Source organism: Gilvimarinus agarilyticus (genome assembly GCF_000832015.1).
Lineage (GTDB): Bacteria > Pseudomonadota > Gammaproteobacteria > Pseudomonadales > Cellvibrionaceae > Gilvimarinus > Gilvimarinus agarilyticus.
The window spans coordinates 2,229,464-2,244,060 of the sequence record NZ_JXCJ01000001.1; the positions used below are offsets into that span (position 1 = coordinate 2,229,464).

Below are 14,597 nucleotides of genomic sequence, written 5' to 3' on the forward strand. Positions count from 1 at the left end.
GGTACTGGAGAAAAAATGTTAAACCGATTAAAGCTCATGATATCAGTTGTGTGGCTGGGCTTGGCGACGGTCTCAGCGGTTTGTGCGGCTGATGAAAGCTCCAGCGTCAATGCTTTGCGCGATACTCTGGCCGCCACAACCAGCTTGAGCGGCAAGTTTGAGCAAACCTTGCGCGACGCCGAAGGTGAGCTGATCGAGACCAGCGCCGGTAACTTTGTGTTGCAGCGCCCCGGGCGTTTTTTTTGGCATACCCTGGAGCCATTTGAGCAACAGCTCATTAGTGATGGCAGCACCATTTGGCTGTACGATCCGGACTTGATGCAAGTGACCGTTCGGCCTGTCACCGATGATCTAAAAAATACCCCGGCAGCGCTGCTTAGCGAAAGTGCCGAGTCGCTTGCCGAGGCGTTTTTAATTACGCGCAGCGTAGGGCAAGAAGGGCGTGTAGTGTTTGGTTTAACCCCAGTGGATGACGATAGCTTATTCGCCCGCCTGGAGCTTGAGTTTGACGGCCAGCAACTGCTGCGAATTGTAGTGCACGATAGCCTCAATCAAACCACCGAATTCAGCCTGTCCAACACCGAGCGCAACCAGCCGGTGGATGCGGCGCAATTTACCTTTAGCGCCCCTGATGGCGTTGATGTTCTAATCGATTAACCAGCCATCGATGTCTGACTTGTTTGCTGAAGAGCCTGGTTACCAGCCCTTAGCGGCCAGAATGCGGCCGCGCTCGCTCGATGACTATATTGGCCAAACTCACATTCTGGGGGCGGGTAAGCCCCTGCGCGAAGCTGTCGATAAAGGCCAGCTGCACTCGATGATTTTGTGGGGCCCCCCTGGGGTGGGCAAGACGTCCTTAGCGCGGCTGTTTGCCGAGCGCGCCGATGCCCGCTTTGAGACATTATCGGCGGTGTTGGCCGGTGTTAAGGATATCCGCGCGGCGGTACAGATGGCGCAGCAAGAGCGCTCGGGCCGGGGCAGGAAGACAATTTTGTTTGTGGATGAAGTGCACCGCTTTAATAAGTCACAACAGGATGCGTTTTTGCCCTATGTTGAGGATGGCACTTTTATTTTTATCGGTGCCACGACCGAAAACCCTTCGTTTGAGCTCAACAATGCCCTGTTATCACGCTGCCGGGTATATGTGCTGCGTTCACTTGCTCTCGCCGATACTGAGGGCGTTGTGCGGCAGGCGCTGGCCGATACCGAGCGTGGCTTGGGCGACTTGCCGCTGCGCATCGACGACGACTCGCTGGCATTAATGGCCAATGCGGCGGATGGTGACGCCCGTAAAGCGCTTAACTTATTAGAACTGGCTGCCGACTTGGCGCGTGATGAGGGCGAGCATCGTGTCATCGATGAGTCGGTGCTGGCCGAGGTGCTCGGCGGCGATGTGCGGCGTTTTGATAAAGGCGGCGACTTGTTCTATGAGCAAATCTCCGCCATGCATAAGTCGGTGCGTGGTTCTTCACCGGATGGTGCACTTTATTGGCTGGCGCGTATGCTTGATGGTGGTTGCGACCCATTGTATATCGCGCGCCGGGTAGTACGTATGGCTAGTGAAGATATAGGTAACGCTGATCCGCGTGCGCTACCTCTTGCGCTGGCGGCCTGGGATACCCAAGAGCGGCTTGGTAGTCCTGAGGGCGAATTGGCCATTGCCCAAGCCATTACCTATTTGGCGGCAGCGCCTAAAAGTAATGCGGTGTATACTGCGTTTAATCAGGCGATGCGGGACGTGCGCAGCACCCCCGGCTATGAGGTGCCGATGCATTTACGCAATGCGCCTACCAAGCTAATGAAGAGCATGGATTACGGCGCCGAGTATCGCTATGCCCACGATGAGCCCGGTGCTTACGCGGCAGGCGAGAACTACCTACCGGCCGAGATGGCCGAGCGACGCTACTACCACCCGGTGGCACGCGGCTTAGAGCTAAAAATTGGCGAAAAAATGCAGCGCTTGCGCGAGCAGGACGAAGCGAGTGATTACCGTCGCTACCGCGACGACCCGTAACCACAACATTAAAGAGGATGTACCATGCAGTGGCTCTTTGTTGCCACCGGCGGCGCTTTGGGGGCGATGCTGCGCTTTTTTATCACCGCGCATTTGTACCCGGTTATGGGAAACCGGTTTCCTTTAGGTACCTTGGTGGTGAATGTGCTGGGCTGCTTTTTAGTGGCGTTGCTTTATATCGTGATCATCGAAAAAGCCATGTTGTCACCCCATTGGCGCCATTTGTTAATTACGGGTTTTTTAGGGGCGCTCACCACCTTCTCGACCTTTTCGCTGGATGCGCTCACGCTTTGGCAGAATGGCGCTCCCGCCATGGCCATACTCTATGTGTTGGCCAATGTGGTGCTATGCCTAGCGGCGGTGACCGCCTCGTGGTATTTAGTTAACTTTGTGTTATCGTAACGGCCCAAAAAATCAGGTGCGCCCGGGCATCTTGATATTCCTTAACCGAACTGAAAAGTCATTGTTATGTTAGATCCTAAACTGATTCGCTCCAACCTCGACGATGTAGCCCAAGCGCTCAAAAAGCGCGGATTTACTTTGGATGTCAGCCTACTGCAAAGCTTAGAAGAAGAGCGCAAGGCCATTCAGGTGAAAGCCGAGACTCTGCAGTCCGAGCGCAACAGTCGATCTAAGAACATCGGCAAGGCGAAGGCGGCGGGTGAAGATATTGCCCCGCTGTTAAAAGAGGTTGATCAGCTTAAGCATGACTTATCCGAGGCCGAGGCCGCGCTGCACGCGGTGCAGCATAAGCTCGACGATTATCTATCGGGTGTGCCTAACATGCCGGCAGACGAAGTACCGGAAGGTGAAAGCGAAGACGATAACGTCGAGGTGCGCCGCTGGGGTAGCCCCCGCGAGTTTGACTTTGAGGTTAAAGATCACGTCGATTTAGGTGCAGATATCGATGGCCTGGACTTTGAAACCGCCAGTAAAATTACCGGTTCACGCTTTGCGGTTATGCGCGGTGGCGTTGCCCGCATGCACCGGGCGCTGGTGCAGTTAATGCTGGATATGCACGTTGGCGAACACGGCTATGAAGAGGTAAACGTCCCCTACATCGTGAATGCCGAGTCACTCTATGGTACTGGTCAACTGCCTAAATTTGCCGATGACCTGTTTAAGTTAAACGACGAGCGCGAATTTTACCTGATTCCTACCGCCGAGGTGCCAGTAACCAATTTGCTGCGTGATACCTTGTTGGATAAAGATGCGCCTTTGCCGTTAAAGTTTGTGGCGCACACACCGTGTTTTCGCTCCGAGGCGGGCAGCCACGGGCGTGACACGCGCGGTATGATTCGCCAGCATCAGTTTGAGAAAGTCGAGTTGGTGCAGTTTGTGCGCCCTGAGGAATCCGATGCAACCCTCGAAAGCTTAACCGGCCACGCCGAGGCGATACTGCAAAAGCTCGGGTTGCCATACCGCACGGTGATTTTGTGTGGTGGCGACATCGGTTTTTCGGCCGCCAAAACCTACGATATCGAAGTGTGGGTGCCTTCTCAGGGAAAATACCGCGAGATTTCATCGTGCTCCAGCTTTCGCGATTTTCAGGCGCGCCGCCTAAAAGCGCGTTACCGCGATCCGGAGACCGGTAAGCCCGCACTACTGCATACCTTAAACGGCTCTGGGCTCGCCATTGGCCGCACGCTGTTAGCGGTGCTGGAAAACTACCAGCAAGCTGACGGCAGTGTGCTGGTACCCGAGGCCCTGCAAGCTTATATGGGCGGCGTAAAGCGCATCGGCGCCGAGGGCTAAATCATGCAGTACTTCCCGTTTTTTATGCACCTGCGCGGCGAGCGCGTGCTGCTGGTAGGCGGGGGAGATATTGCCACACGCAAGGCGCGCTTGCTGAGTAAAGCCGGCGCGCACTTGGTGGTTATTGCACCTGAGGTGGAGGCCGAGCTGCAGGCTCTTATCGCTGAGACCCGCGGGGAGATTGAATTGCGCGAGTACCGCCCGGGTGATTTAGACGGCGCGGTACTGGCGATAGCGGCAACGAATATTGCCGCGGTGAACGAGCAGGTGTCGCAAGACGCCAGAGCCCGCCAACTCCCTGTCAATGTTGTCGATAGCCCCGAGCTGTGTACAGTTATCACCCCTGCCATTGTCGATCGCTCGCCGTTGGTGATTGCGATCTCCAGTGGTGGTGAAGCACCGGTATTGGCGCGTATGGTTCGCGCCAAGCTCGAGACCCTGATTCCCGCCAGCTACGGGCGCCTTGCCGGGCTTGCCAGCCGCTTTCGCGAGCGGGTTAAGCAGACCTTTAGCAGTGGCGATGAGCGCCGACGCTTTTGGGAGGATACCCTGCAAGGGCCGGCCGGCGAATTAATGTTAAGCGGGCGCGACGCCGAAGCGGAGCAGTTGTTGCGCCAGCGGCTGGATGATAGTACCGGCTCGCATCGTCAGGGCGAGGTCTATTTGGTGGGCGGTGGGCCGGGCGATCCGGAGCTGTTAACCCTAAAGGCGCTGCGACTGATGCAGCAAGCCGAGGTAGTGCTCTACGACCGGTTGGTTTCCCCCGAGGTGATGGAGCTTGTGCGCCGCGATGCGGATCGTATTTATGTGGGTAAGCGGCGCAGCGAACACGCCGTCGAGCAAACCGCCATCAACCAAATGTTGGTGGACCTTGCCCGTGAAGGCAAGCGGGTGTTGCGCTTAAAAGGCGGTGACCCGTTTATTTTTGGCCGTGGTGGCGAAGAGATCGAGTTGCTGGCCGAGAACAATATTCCTTTCCAGGTGGTGCCAGGTATTACCGCAGCCTCGGGCTGCTCGGCCTACGCCGGTATTCCGCTGACGCATCGGGACTACGCCCAGTCGGTGCGCTTTGTCACCGGCCACTTAAAAACCGATAGCGCCAATATTAGTTGGCCCGAGTTGGCTCGTCCCGATCAAACTCTGGTTATCTATATGGGGCTGATCGAGTTGGAGGCCATTTGTCGTGGTCTAATGGAAGCCGGTCGCGCCGCCACGACTCCGGTCGCGTTGGTCGAGAAAGGTACGACTCAAGAGCAGAGGGTTATCGTCAGCGACTTGGCGGGTATTGGTAGCCGGGTTGTCGAAGAGGCGGTTAGTGCTCCCACCTTGCTGATTATCGGAGAGGTGGTCAAATTGCATAGACAGCTGGAATGGTTTGCCCCGGCCACTGGCGAGAAAAGTGGCTAAAGTTTATCCGTGATCGGCCGCTAGCCGTGCATATAGTGACTATTTATCGAGGCTGATGTCATGGTGTATTTGGGACCCATCACCCGGCTCACGCCGGTTAGTAAGCCAAAACCGGCAACAGGTTACGAGCCCGATCGAGATATTCTGGTCAGTAAGCAACTCCCCGAGCATCAGCCGCCGATTGTTGAACGCCGCCGTGGAGACCGCCGCAAACAACGTGACGACGCGATGTTAGATACTCGTAGTGGTAAAGACCGGCGCCGTTCACAGCCTCGCCCTAAAATCGATATCGAAGTTTAATTCCTGTCATCCTGCCGACGTTAGTCAGTGCTACACTTGCAGCTATATTTTTAACACCTGAAAAAGGCGAAAACACCTATGCAACACTTTGATTTGCTGGTAATTGGTGCCGGCTCTGGTGGCGTGCGTGCCAGCCGAATTGCCGCTAACCTGGGCGCCAAAGTAGCCGTAGCGGAAGAGCGGTATTTAGGCGGCACTTGCGTAAACGTCGGTTGCGTCCCCAAAAAGCTGTTTGTTTATGCGTCACATTTTAGTGACTTGTTCTCACAGTCGCGCGGGTATGGGTGGAGCTTAAGCGACTCCCGGCTGAGCTGGCAGAAGCTGCGTGAGAACAAAGATCGGGAAATCGCCAGACTTAACGGCGTTTACGGCAATTTGCTTGATAACGCCGGAGTTACTTTGCTGCAGGGGCACGCTCGCTTGCTCGGCCCGAAACGTGCGATGGTTGCCGATCAAGAGGTCTCTGCGGAGCGAATCATTATTGCGGTAGGGGGCTGGCCCTTTGTGCCAGAGTTTCCTGGGCGCGAGCACGTCATTGATTCTAATGATGTGTTTTACCTCGATGAATTACCCGAAGAAATTGCCATAGTCGGTGGCGGTTATATTGCCGCTGAGTTTGCCGGCATTTTTAACGGGCTAGGGGTTAAAACCCATTTGATTTATCGCCGCGAGTTGTTTTTGCGTGGTTTTGATCGTGAAGTTCGCGAGTTTATGGCCGAGCAAATGCAAGCCAAAGGTATTGAGCTGCATTTTAATGCTGATGTGGAGTCTATTGCTTTGACAGGTTCTGGCTCGCGTCTAGTGGCGCTCGATAATGGCCGCTCTTTAGAGGTCGGCGAAATCATGTACGCGACCGGTCGGCGCCCGCTGTTGGATAATTTAGGGCTTGAGAATACCTCGGTTAGCCTGACGGATAAGGGCACTATTGCGGTTGATGATAATTTTGAGACTACAGAGCCCGGCATCTATGCTATTGGTGATGTTGTGGGGCGTGCGGAACTGACCCCCGTAGCGTTAGCAGAGGGGATGGCGCTGGCGCGGAACTTATTCGGCGAGCCCGGGCAGAAAGTGAATTACGATTTGATTCCCACAGCTATATTTACCCAGCCTAATGTCGCGACCGTAGGGCTATCTGAAGAGCTGGCCCGAGCTCAATACGATGAAATTGCGGTATATCAGTCTAACTTTAAGCCTATGCAATTATCACTCACCGAGAGCACTGAGCGCTGCTTGATTAAAGTTATTGTTGATGTCGCGACAGATACGGTTATTGGTTGTCATATGGTGGGGCCAGATGCGGGCGAGATTATTCAGGGGCTCGCGGTTGCTATGACAGCGGGAGCCACTAAGGCAGATTTTGACCGCACGATTGGTATACACCCTACGTTAGCGGAAGAGTTTGTGACTTTGCGTGAGGCTCGTTAGGTGCAATAGATATTAGGTTTTAATTGCGGCTATTAAGCAGGTTGCGCTACTCTGCACGGCACGGGTTGAAACGATTGGCATTAAAAGCAATGCGCTTTTGATGAGTATTATAATGTGAATGGGATCAATACAATGAGTTTACAGGTTAAGGCTATTTTGGGGGGGCTGGGCTTGGCGCTCTTGCTGGGTGCTGCACATTCTCAGGCTCGCGATGACAAATCAATGCGACCGATTAATGACGTGCTTGATAAGTACACTGAGCAGCTTAATAGTGATGTGGCACTGTACTTTGGGGAGCAATCGTATCCAGCCGTTACAAAGAAGCTAGGTGAGTATCCAACCAATAAAAAAACCAACGGGTTTAATAAGTCAGACGCCGAAGCCTGTGAGTGGGTAATGTTGTCGGCGCTGTTGTCACTGCAAGAGCGTGCAGTGCGTGAAGGTGGCGATGCGGTGGTTAACATTCGTAGTTACTACAAGAAAAATGAGCTCAGCAGTAAAACCGAATATGAATGTCACAATGGTACGTTCGTCGCGGGTGTCGCGCTTATCGGTGAAGTTGTTAAGCTCGGCAATTAACGCATACGTATTCGTTTAGGTTGCTCGCTTTACATAAAGTGAGCGTGGAAAAAAGCGCTGTAGATCAGCGCTTTTTTTATGTCTGTACCATGCACCTGCGGCTCACACGAGCTTTGATTGCACACGCTTAATCGGGCGGAAAGTAGTTCTCTTCACTGGCTGTACACTTCTTTCGTGCCATACTTTTGTGCGGGTTTAGCGGTGTGCACCACCACCTGCGCCTTGTTGTGGGGCGATATACGCGCTTTCTATTGAGGCGAGTTTCTCAGTTAATGTTCAAAACAGTGCGAGCTTGCAACGCTATCGATTGACCTGAGGCTTGCGACTACTGTGTTGATCTTGCTTTTTTTAAGGTTGTAAGTTTCTGTATTGTAAGAAAAATTTTGATTTTCCTGATGTTTTTGAAGTCGCTGGCATAGGCCTTGCTCTATGGCCTGTAGCCGCAGTGAGCCGGCGAGGCAGGTAAAAGTGCAGTGCACACTAATCGCTCACAAATTACCGAAAACAAGAGATGTCAAAAATAGGGCACGGTGGGAAGAAACCCGATAATTGACAAGTTTGGAGACGAGCAATGAAAAAACCAATGGTTCAACTGATGTGCGCGGCAGCCGCCGCAATGAGTGTGGGGGCCCAGGCGCAAGAGGCGTCAGCGACAAACTTAAAAGAAGCGCTGACAGAAGCTGACGTAAAGCTGAACCTGCGTTTACGCTATGAAGATGTAAGTTGGGATGGGCTTGAGGATTCTGATGCGCTGACACTGCGAACTCGCCTGTCGTTTACCTCAGCCGATTACCACGGTTTTGGTTTAATGTTGGAGATGGACGATGTTACAGCCCTGACGGAGGTGGATTACCGCACTGCCGGGAATGATGCAAGTAATCCGGGTACCGCTATTATCGCCGACCCAGAGGGTACCGAGGTCAACCAGTCGTACTTGTCTTATCAGGGGTTTGATACCACCTTTCGCTATGGCCGCCAGCGTATATTGTTAGATAACCAGCGTTTTGTGGGCGGAGTGGGTTGGCGCCAAAACGAACAAACCTACGATGCTTTTTCGATTAAGAATAACAGCGCCGACGACATAACACTGTTTTATTCGTATGTGTACAACGTCAACCGAATTTTTGGTGAAGAAAATCCCATCGGTGACCACAAACACGAAAGTCATTTGCTAAACGCTCACTTTGGTGGTTGGGACGCGGGAAGTTTATCGGCTTACGCTTATTTATTAGATAACAAAACAGCCGCCGCCTTATCGAGCGATAGCTATGGTGCCCGTTGGATGGGGAAGGTGGGTGATTCCTTCACCTATAACCTGGAGTATGCCACGCAAACAGACGCCGGTGATAATCCGGTCAGCTACGACGCTGATTACATGTTGGCGGAGGCGGGTTTAATGGTTGGGCCGGTTAAGTTGGGTGGCGGTTATGAATTGCTGGGCTCCGACGAAGGGCGTGCGGCGTTTAACACGCCACTGGCAACATTGCATAAGTTTCAGGGTTGGACCGACCGATTCTTAACAACACCGGATGATGGTGTCGAAGACTTTTACCTGAGCGCCAGCGGTGCAGTAGCCGGTATTAAGCTACTCGCGACTTACCACGATTTAGCGTCAGATTATGGCGGTATCGATTACGGTCAGGAGCTGGATTTGAGTGCCGCGAAGCAGCTTGGTCCAGTAACGGTTTTGGTTAAGTACGCCGACTATCAAGCGGATGATTACGGCAGTGATACACAGAAATTTTGGTTGCAGCTTAGCTCCGTTTTTTAAGGTGCGCAGGCACGCTTAGCACTGTGTAACCGCCGCTCGTTTGACCGCGTTTGCCTACTTATTACAGGTAGTCCTCGAGCCAGCGGCGAATCTTCTTTTGATGCCGGCGACCGGTTAGGTTGTCGGTATCGATATGGGTCGGGTTTAAACAGATATCGCCGTGGTGATCTGTGTCAAAACAAAATTCTCGCTTAGCGCCAACCGCCTGATTTTCAGAGCCGTATATCCCAATCACGTACAGCGTTAATTTTTGAGCCTGTTGCAGCATTTGCTCGTCTAAGTCGTTCGCCTTAAGTGCACCTTGCACGATGTTATTGAAGGCGCCAATGTTGCGGTAGTCCCCGCCTTTTATCGGCCCTTGAATCGTGATGTTTTTTGTTTGTTCGGCCTCGTGAATTTCCAGGTCGGTAACCGAGCAGCGGTAGGCTTGATCATCAATGGTGAGGTCGGCTAAAACCAGCGAAACATAAAACGATTGCTCGCTCATGTTGCAAATGAGGCAGTGCGACTGTAGGGCTGTACCGAGGCTTTGGTTAATTAAGATTTTTGGGCGTAGTTTTCGGCGGTAATCACGCAGCAACAGTTGCGCGTAAAGCACCCAAATACCCAGCATGCCGGCGTTGATAAGTACCGACAGTGGCCCCTGATTTTTCGCGATCCAGTCCAACACATTAGCGCCCTCACAAAGCTAAACCTGTAAGGGTAACATTTTTTTGTCACTGGCAATAAAAAAAGGCCCCGAAGGGCCTTTATGGATACACTGAGTTAACCGTTAGACTGGGTAGTCGCGCTGAGTGTAGCCGGTATACAGCTGACGTGGACGGCCGATTTTGTATGGCTGGCTGACCATTTCATCCCAGTGGGCGTACCAGCCAACGGCGCGGCCGGTGGCAAAGATAACGGTAAACATCTCGGTTGGGATGCCGATCGCCTTCATGATGATGCCGGAGTAGAAGTCAACGTTAGGGTAGAGCTTCTTCTTGATGAAGTACTCGTCTTCCAGGGCAATCTTTTCCAGCTTTTTAGCAATCGCCAGCAGTGGGTCGTTCTCCAGCCCCAGCTCGGCCAGTACTTCGTCACAGGTTTGCTTCATTACTTTGGCGCGGGGGTCAAAGTTTTTGTAAACCCGATGGCCGAAGCCCATCAAGCGGAATGGATCGGCCTTATCTTTCGCTTTGGCAACGTAAGTATCGATGTTGTCGACACTGCCGATTTCTTCAAGCATGTTGAGCACGGCTTCGTTGGCACCACCGTGAGCGGGCCCCCACAGAGTAGAGATGCCTGCGGCGATGGCGGCAAACGGATTGGTGCCCGACGAACCCGACAGGCGTACAGTCGAGGTGGAGGCGTTTTGCTCGTGATCCGCGTGCAGCAAAAAGATGCGATCCATGGCTTTGGCCAGTACCGGGTTAACGGTGCTTTCGTCGCTTTTGCCGAAGGTCATATTTAGGTAGTTTTCGGCGTACTCAAGCGCTGCGTTCGAGTCGATGAAATCTTCGCCTTTCAGGTGCTTGTAGGTCATGGCAGCCAGTGTTGGCATTTGACCAATCAAGCGGAACGCGGTGGTGTCGCGGTCTTCTTCTTTGGTGATGTCGATTTCATCGTTATATACCGCCGCCAGCGCCGCAACCGCACTACAAAGCACCGCCATTGGGTGGGCATCTTTGGGGAAGGTTTGGATTAGGTTGGCAACGGAGGGGGCAACAGCGGAGTTATCTTTAACGGCTTGCACAAAGGTGCTTTTTTGCTCGGTATTGGGTAGTTCACCCTTCAGTAGCAAATAGCAGCTTTCCAGGTAGTCAGAGTGTTCGGCCAATTGGTCGATAGGGTAGCCACGGTGCAGTAGAACCCCTTTGCCACCGTCAATAAAGGTGATCTGTGATTCACACGCTGCGGTGGACATAAAGCCCGGATCGTAAGTGAAATAACCGTTTTTTGTCAGGCTGGTGACATCAATGACGTCTGGACCAACGGCGCTGGCATAAATGGGCAGCTCTACATCTGCATCCAGGCCCTCGACCGTTAAACGTGCTTTTTTGTCAGTCATTACGGACTCCTGTAGTTACTTGACGGGCTCGACTGCCCCGTGGCGGTCAAACCGATAAATTGCATGACACGCGACCGCATGGCTCCGGCCCGACAAGGGTGCCAGTGATGGGTCTGTACGCTATATACATGGGTTGTGAAGGCGAATCAGGCAAATGCCAAGGGGCAGACTGCAGGTCGCGCTCACCAGGTGGTGTTGCTGCGGCTCTTATCTGAGCTCTTTGTTTTAGTCGAGCTGTTGGATTAACCAACGCGACTCGGCGTGGCTCTGTTTTACACAATATTCGCAGAATATTGGTAATGGCAACACTTTTCTGAGTCAGGGCTGAGTCAACAACCCTGTCGTCAGGAGGCGGCATTATAGAGGAGATTTTACGTTCAGGCATAGCTTTGAAGGCTAAACGGTGTGTTTTTGTTGTATTTTTTGCCGGCCAGCTGGTTGTTTTGTGTTCGCATGCGCAAACTTGGTGCGCGCGGTAAGGCCAGTTTGGGGCGGTCGCCGGTATTTGCACGCTCTTGGCGCAAAAGTCCGCAGTGCGAAGGGGCGAATGTGCTGGGAATTGCTTAGAATTTCGGCAAAAAAACCAATTTTGCACGTCTGCTTTTTATTTGTGTTTCGTCGGCCAAATCCCTATAATACGCCGCGACTTGCAGGATGCGGCTGGGGGTTGTCTGCGGTGCACAATTATGGCGCATGTCAGATGTTATCTTCTTATCCATGGGCGATAGACCCAGACGCTGATTCTTAAAACCGGCCCCACAAGGGCAAAAAGGTGATTAGCTACCGTGAACAACAATAGACCCGTCAATCTCGACCTAACGACGATTAAATTTCCAATAACAGCCATCGTCTCTATCTTACACCGCGTCTCGGGCGTTTTTATTTTTGCCGGCATGGCCGTGCTGCTGTGGATGCTTGATTCTAGCTTAAGCTCAGAAGAAGGTTTTGCCGCTGTACAAGATGCGCTGGCAAGCCCCGTCTGTAAATTCATTATCTGGGCCGTTTTGGCCGGCTTGGCGTATCACTTGGTGGCGGGTGTGCGGCACTTGATTATGGATTGCGGCATCGGTGAAAGCTATGAGGGCGGTCGCCTGGGGGCCAAGCTGGTATTGGTGTTTTCAGTAATTTTGATCGTGTTGGCGGGGGTTTGGGTATGGTAACGGCAATTACAAATTTGGGGCGCAGCGGTCTGTACGATTGGCTGATTCAGCGCCTCAGCGCGGTTGCGATGACCGCCTACATTATTTTTCTGGTCGCTTATATAGCAATCAACCCCGATCTGGATTTTGGTCAGTGGCGCGCGCTGTTTGATCAGCTGTGGATGCGTGTTTTTAGCTTGATCACCTTGTTGTCGATTGTGACGCATGCGTGGATCGGCTTGTGGTCCGTGCTGACCGACTACATTACCAATCAGGCGATGGGTGGCAAGGCCACTGTGGTGCGCGTATTTGCTCAGGTTATCCTGGGTGTGGTCGCCATCACTTACACCGTCTGGGGAATCCAAATCATCTGGGGGCTTTGATAGATGTCTAATATGCGTACGATTTCGTTTGACGGCATTGTTGTCGGTGGCGGTGGTGCAGGTATGCGCGCCGCGCTGCAGCTGGCCCAATCCGGCTACAAAACAGCCGTAATTACTAAAGTGTTTCCCACTCGCTCGCACACGGTTTCGGCCCAGGGTGGCATTACCTGCGCGATCGCCAGTGACGACCCGCAAGACGATTGGCGCTGGCACATGTACGATACCGTCAAGGGCTCCGATTATATTGGTGACCAAGACGCTATCGAGTACATGTGTTCGGTAGGTCCAGAGGCGGTATTTGAGCTTGAGCACATGGGCTTGCCTTTCTCCCGTACAGAAGAGGGGCGTATTTATCAGCGTCCATTTGGCGGTCAGTCGAAAGATTTTGGTCGCGGTGGGCAGGCGGCTCGTACCTGTGCGGCGGCAGACCGTACCGGTCACGCTTTGTTGCACACGCTGTATCAAGGCAATATTAAAAATAACACCGTGTTCTTAAACGAGTGGTTCGCTGTTGATTTGGTGAAAAACGACGACGGTGTTGTGGTAGGTGTTATCGCCATCAATATGGAGGACGGTGAAACCGTCTTTATTAAGTCTAAGGCCACCGTACTGGCCACGGGTGGTGCGGGCCGGATTTACGCATCAACCACCAACGCTCACATCAATACCGGCGATGGCATTGGTATGGCGCTGCGTGCGGGCTTCCCGGTGCAGGATATCGAGATGTGGCAGTTCCATCCCACCGGTATCGCCGGCGCCGGGGTTTTGGTTACTGAGGGGTGTCGCGGTGAAGGTGGCTACCTGATTAACAAAGATGGCGAGCGCTTTATGGAGCGCTACGCACCGAACGCCAAAGACTTGGCGGGGCGCGATGTGGTGGCCCGTTCGATGGTGCTGGAGATTCTGGAAGGGCGTGGCTGCGGTGAAAACGGCGATCACGTGTTTCTGAAGTTGGATCACTTGGGTGAGGAAACTTTGAACGCCAAGTTGCCCGGCATTTTGGAGTTGTCGCGTACGTTTGCTCACGCCGATCCGGTTAAGGTGCCGATCCCGGTCGTGCCAACCTGTCACTATATGATGGGCGGTATCCCGACTAATGTCAGCGGCCAGGCCTTGTGTCAGGACGAAAACGGCAACGATAAAGTGATTGAGGGGCTGTACGCCTGCGGTGAAGTGGCCTGTGTATCGGTACACGGTGCAAACCGCTTGGGTGGTAACTCGCTGCTGGATCTGGTGGTGTTTGGCCGCGCGGCAGGTCAGTACATCGAAAAAGCGTTGCGTGAGGGTGTTGAGTACCGCGAGGCCACTGACGACAATATCGCCTCGGCGATGTCACGCTTAAACAGCTTAAACAACTCCACTGGCGGAGAGTCAGCCGCGGCGCTGCGCACCGAGCTGCAAAGCGTAATGCAGAATCACTTTGGTGTATTCCGCAAAGGCGAGTTTATGGAGCAGGGCATCAAAAAGCTGGCCGATTTACGCGAGCGAATCGCCAACGTAGCCCTTGACGACAAAAGTAATGCGTTTAACACGGCGCGTATCGAAGCGCTGGAGCTGCAAAACTTGTTTGAAGTGGCCGAAGCTACGGCGATCGCCGCTGATGAGCGCAAGGAGTCACGCGGTGCTCACGCTCGTGACGACTACACCGAGCGCGACGATGATAACTGGTTGTGTCACTCTATGTACTTCCCTGGTGAAAAACGTGTGGGCAAGCGCGATGTGAACTTTGCGCCTAAGACCATGGACAAGTTCGAACCAAAAATCCGTACATATTAAG

General features: G+C 53.2%; 14 protein-coding genes. 12 read left to right on the top strand and 2 right to left on the bottom strand.

Annotated elements, in window-relative coordinates; translation table 11 throughout:
* Window positions 1-15 precede the first annotated feature (15 nt).
* The 9 genes from lolA (at window position 16) to SD69_RS09615 (ending at window position 9,251) form a co-directional block, all read left to right on the top strand.
* Window positions 16-657, top strand: a complete 642-nt coding sequence (gene lolA, locus SD69_RS09575) for an outer membrane lipoprotein chaperone LolA (RefSeq protein WP_041523038.1) — start codon at window positions 16-18, stop codon at window positions 655-657.
* 10 nt (window positions 658-667) lie between these two features.
* The gene (locus tag SD69_RS09580) at window positions 668-2,014 is read left to right on the top strand and encodes a replication-associated recombination protein A (RefSeq protein WP_041523039.1); all 1,347 of its coding nucleotides are present in this window, start codon (window positions 668-670) and stop codon (window positions 2,012-2,014) included.
* Between the two features lie 24 nt (window positions 2,015-2,038).
* Window positions 2,039-2,416: a fluoride efflux transporter CrcB gene (gene crcB / locus SD69_RS09585; protein ID WP_041523040.1), complete on the top strand. Its 378-nt coding sequence runs from the start codon at window positions 2,039-2,041 to the stop codon at window positions 2,414-2,416.
* 66 nt (window positions 2,417-2,482) lie between these two features.
* Window positions 2,483-3,769, top strand: coding sequence for a serine--tRNA ligase (gene serS, locus SD69_RS09590; protein WP_041523041.1), 1,287 nt, complete (start codon window positions 2,483-2,485; stop codon window positions 3,767-3,769).
* A 3-nt stretch (window positions 3,770-3,772) separates the two neighbouring features.
* Complete coding sequence (cysG, locus tag SD69_RS09595) at window positions 3,773-5,176, top strand: siroheme synthase CysG (RefSeq protein ID WP_041523042.1); 1,404 nt, start codon at window positions 3,773-3,775, stop codon at window positions 5,174-5,176.
* 60 nt (window positions 5,177-5,236) lie between these two features.
* On the top strand, window positions 5,237-5,476 hold the full coding sequence (locus tag SD69_RS09600) for a hypothetical protein (protein ID WP_041523043.1): 240 nt from the start codon (window positions 5,237-5,239) through the stop codon (window positions 5,474-5,476).
* A gap of 78 nt (window positions 5,477-5,554) precedes the next feature.
* Window positions 5,555-6,901: a glutathione-disulfide reductase gene (gorA, locus tag SD69_RS09605; protein ID WP_041523044.1), complete on the top strand. Its 1,347-nt coding sequence runs from the start codon at window positions 5,555-5,557 to the stop codon at window positions 6,899-6,901.
* A 132-nt stretch (window positions 6,902-7,033) separates the two neighbouring features.
* Window positions 7,034-7,480, top strand: coding sequence for a hypothetical protein (locus SD69_RS09610; protein WP_041523045.1), 447 nt, complete (start codon window positions 7,034-7,036; stop codon window positions 7,478-7,480).
* Window positions 7,481-8,051: 571 nt separating this feature from the next.
* Complete coding sequence (locus SD69_RS09615; RefSeq protein WP_052481040.1) at window positions 8,052-9,251, top strand: alginate export family protein; 1,200 nt, start codon at window positions 8,052-8,054, stop codon at window positions 9,249-9,251.
* A gap of 61 nt (window positions 9,252-9,312) precedes the next feature.
* On the opposite strand, the gene SD69_RS09620 is transcribed toward SD69_RS09615, so the two are convergent.
* Both SD69_RS09620 and SD69_RS09625 read right to left on the bottom strand, forming a co-directional pair.
* Window positions 9,313-9,921 carry a hypothetical protein gene (locus SD69_RS09620; protein ID WP_041523046.1) on the bottom strand — a complete coding sequence of 203 codons (609 nt, stop codon included), beginning with the start codon at window positions 9,919-9,921 and terminating at the stop codon, window positions 9,313-9,315.
* 102 nt (window positions 9,922-10,023) lie between these two features.
* Window positions 10,024-11,298, bottom strand: a complete 1,275-nt coding sequence (locus tag SD69_RS09625) for a citrate synthase (RefSeq protein WP_041523047.1) — start codon at window positions 11,296-11,298, stop codon at window positions 10,024-10,026.
* 785 nt (window positions 11,299-12,083) lie between these two features.
* On the opposite strand from SD69_RS09625, the gene sdhC reads away from it, so the two are divergent.
* The 3 genes from sdhC to sdhA are packed head-to-tail and all read left to right on the top strand — an operon-like array spanning window position 12,084 to window position 14,596.
* Entirely contained in the window at window positions 12,084-12,458 is a 375-nt protein-coding gene (sdhC, locus tag SD69_RS09630) for a succinate dehydrogenase, cytochrome b556 subunit (RefSeq protein ID WP_041523048.1), read from the top strand.
* Entirely contained in the window at window positions 12,452-12,820 is a 369-nt protein-coding gene (gene sdhD, locus SD69_RS09635; protein ID WP_041523049.1) for a succinate dehydrogenase, hydrophobic membrane anchor protein, read from the top strand. Before sdhC ends, sdhD begins: the two co-directional genes overlap by 7 nt.
* Window positions 12,821-12,823: 3 nt before the next feature.
* Window positions 12,824-14,596: a succinate dehydrogenase flavoprotein subunit gene (sdhA, locus tag SD69_RS09640; RefSeq protein ID WP_041523050.1), complete on the top strand. Its 1,773-nt coding sequence runs from the start codon at window positions 12,824-12,826 to the stop codon at window positions 14,594-14,596.
* The last annotated feature ends 1 nt before the right edge of the window (window position 14,597 follow it).

Excerpts from the sequence above, each read along its gene's own strand:
- lolA (WP_041523038.1), top strand. The coding sequence starts at position 16 with ATGTTAAACCGATTAAAGCTCATGATATCAGTTGTGTGGCTGGGCTTG.
- SD69_RS09580 (WP_041523039.1), top strand. The coding sequence starts at position 668 with ATGTCTGACTTGTTTGCTGAAGAGCCTGGTTACCAGCCCTTAGCGGCC.
- crcB (WP_041523040.1), top strand. The coding sequence starts at position 2,039 with ATGCAGTGGCTCTTTGTTGCCACCGGCGGCGCTTTGGGGGCGATGCTG.
- serS (WP_041523041.1), top strand. The coding sequence starts at position 2,483 with ATGTTAGATCCTAAACTGATTCGCTCCAACCTCGACGATGTAGCCCAA.
- cysG (WP_041523042.1), top strand. The coding sequence starts at position 3,773 with ATGCAGTACTTCCCGTTTTTTATGCACCTGCGCGGCGAGCGCGTGCTG.
- SD69_RS09600 (WP_041523043.1), top strand. The coding sequence starts at position 5,237 with ATGGTGTATTTGGGACCCATCACCCGGCTCACGCCGGTTAGTAAGCCA.
- gorA (WP_041523044.1), top strand. The coding sequence starts at position 5,555 with ATGCAACACTTTGATTTGCTGGTAATTGGTGCCGGCTCTGGTGGCGTG.
- SD69_RS09610 (WP_041523045.1), top strand. The coding sequence starts at position 7,034 with ATGAGTTTACAGGTTAAGGCTATTTTGGGGGGGCTGGGCTTGGCGCTC.
- SD69_RS09615 (WP_052481040.1), top strand. The coding sequence starts at position 8,052 with ATGAAAAAACCAATGGTTCAACTGATGTGCGCGGCAGCCGCCGCAATG.
- SD69_RS09625 (WP_041523047.1), bottom strand. The coding sequence starts at position 11,298 with ATGACTGACAAAAAAGCACGTTTAACGGTCGAGGGCCTGGATGCAGAT.
- sdhD (WP_041523049.1), top strand. The coding sequence starts at position 12,452 with ATGGTAACGGCAATTACAAATTTGGGGCGCAGCGGTCTGTACGATTGG.
- sdhA (WP_041523050.1), top strand. The coding sequence starts at position 12,824 with ATGTCTAATATGCGTACGATTTCGTTTGACGGCATTGTTGTCGGTGGC.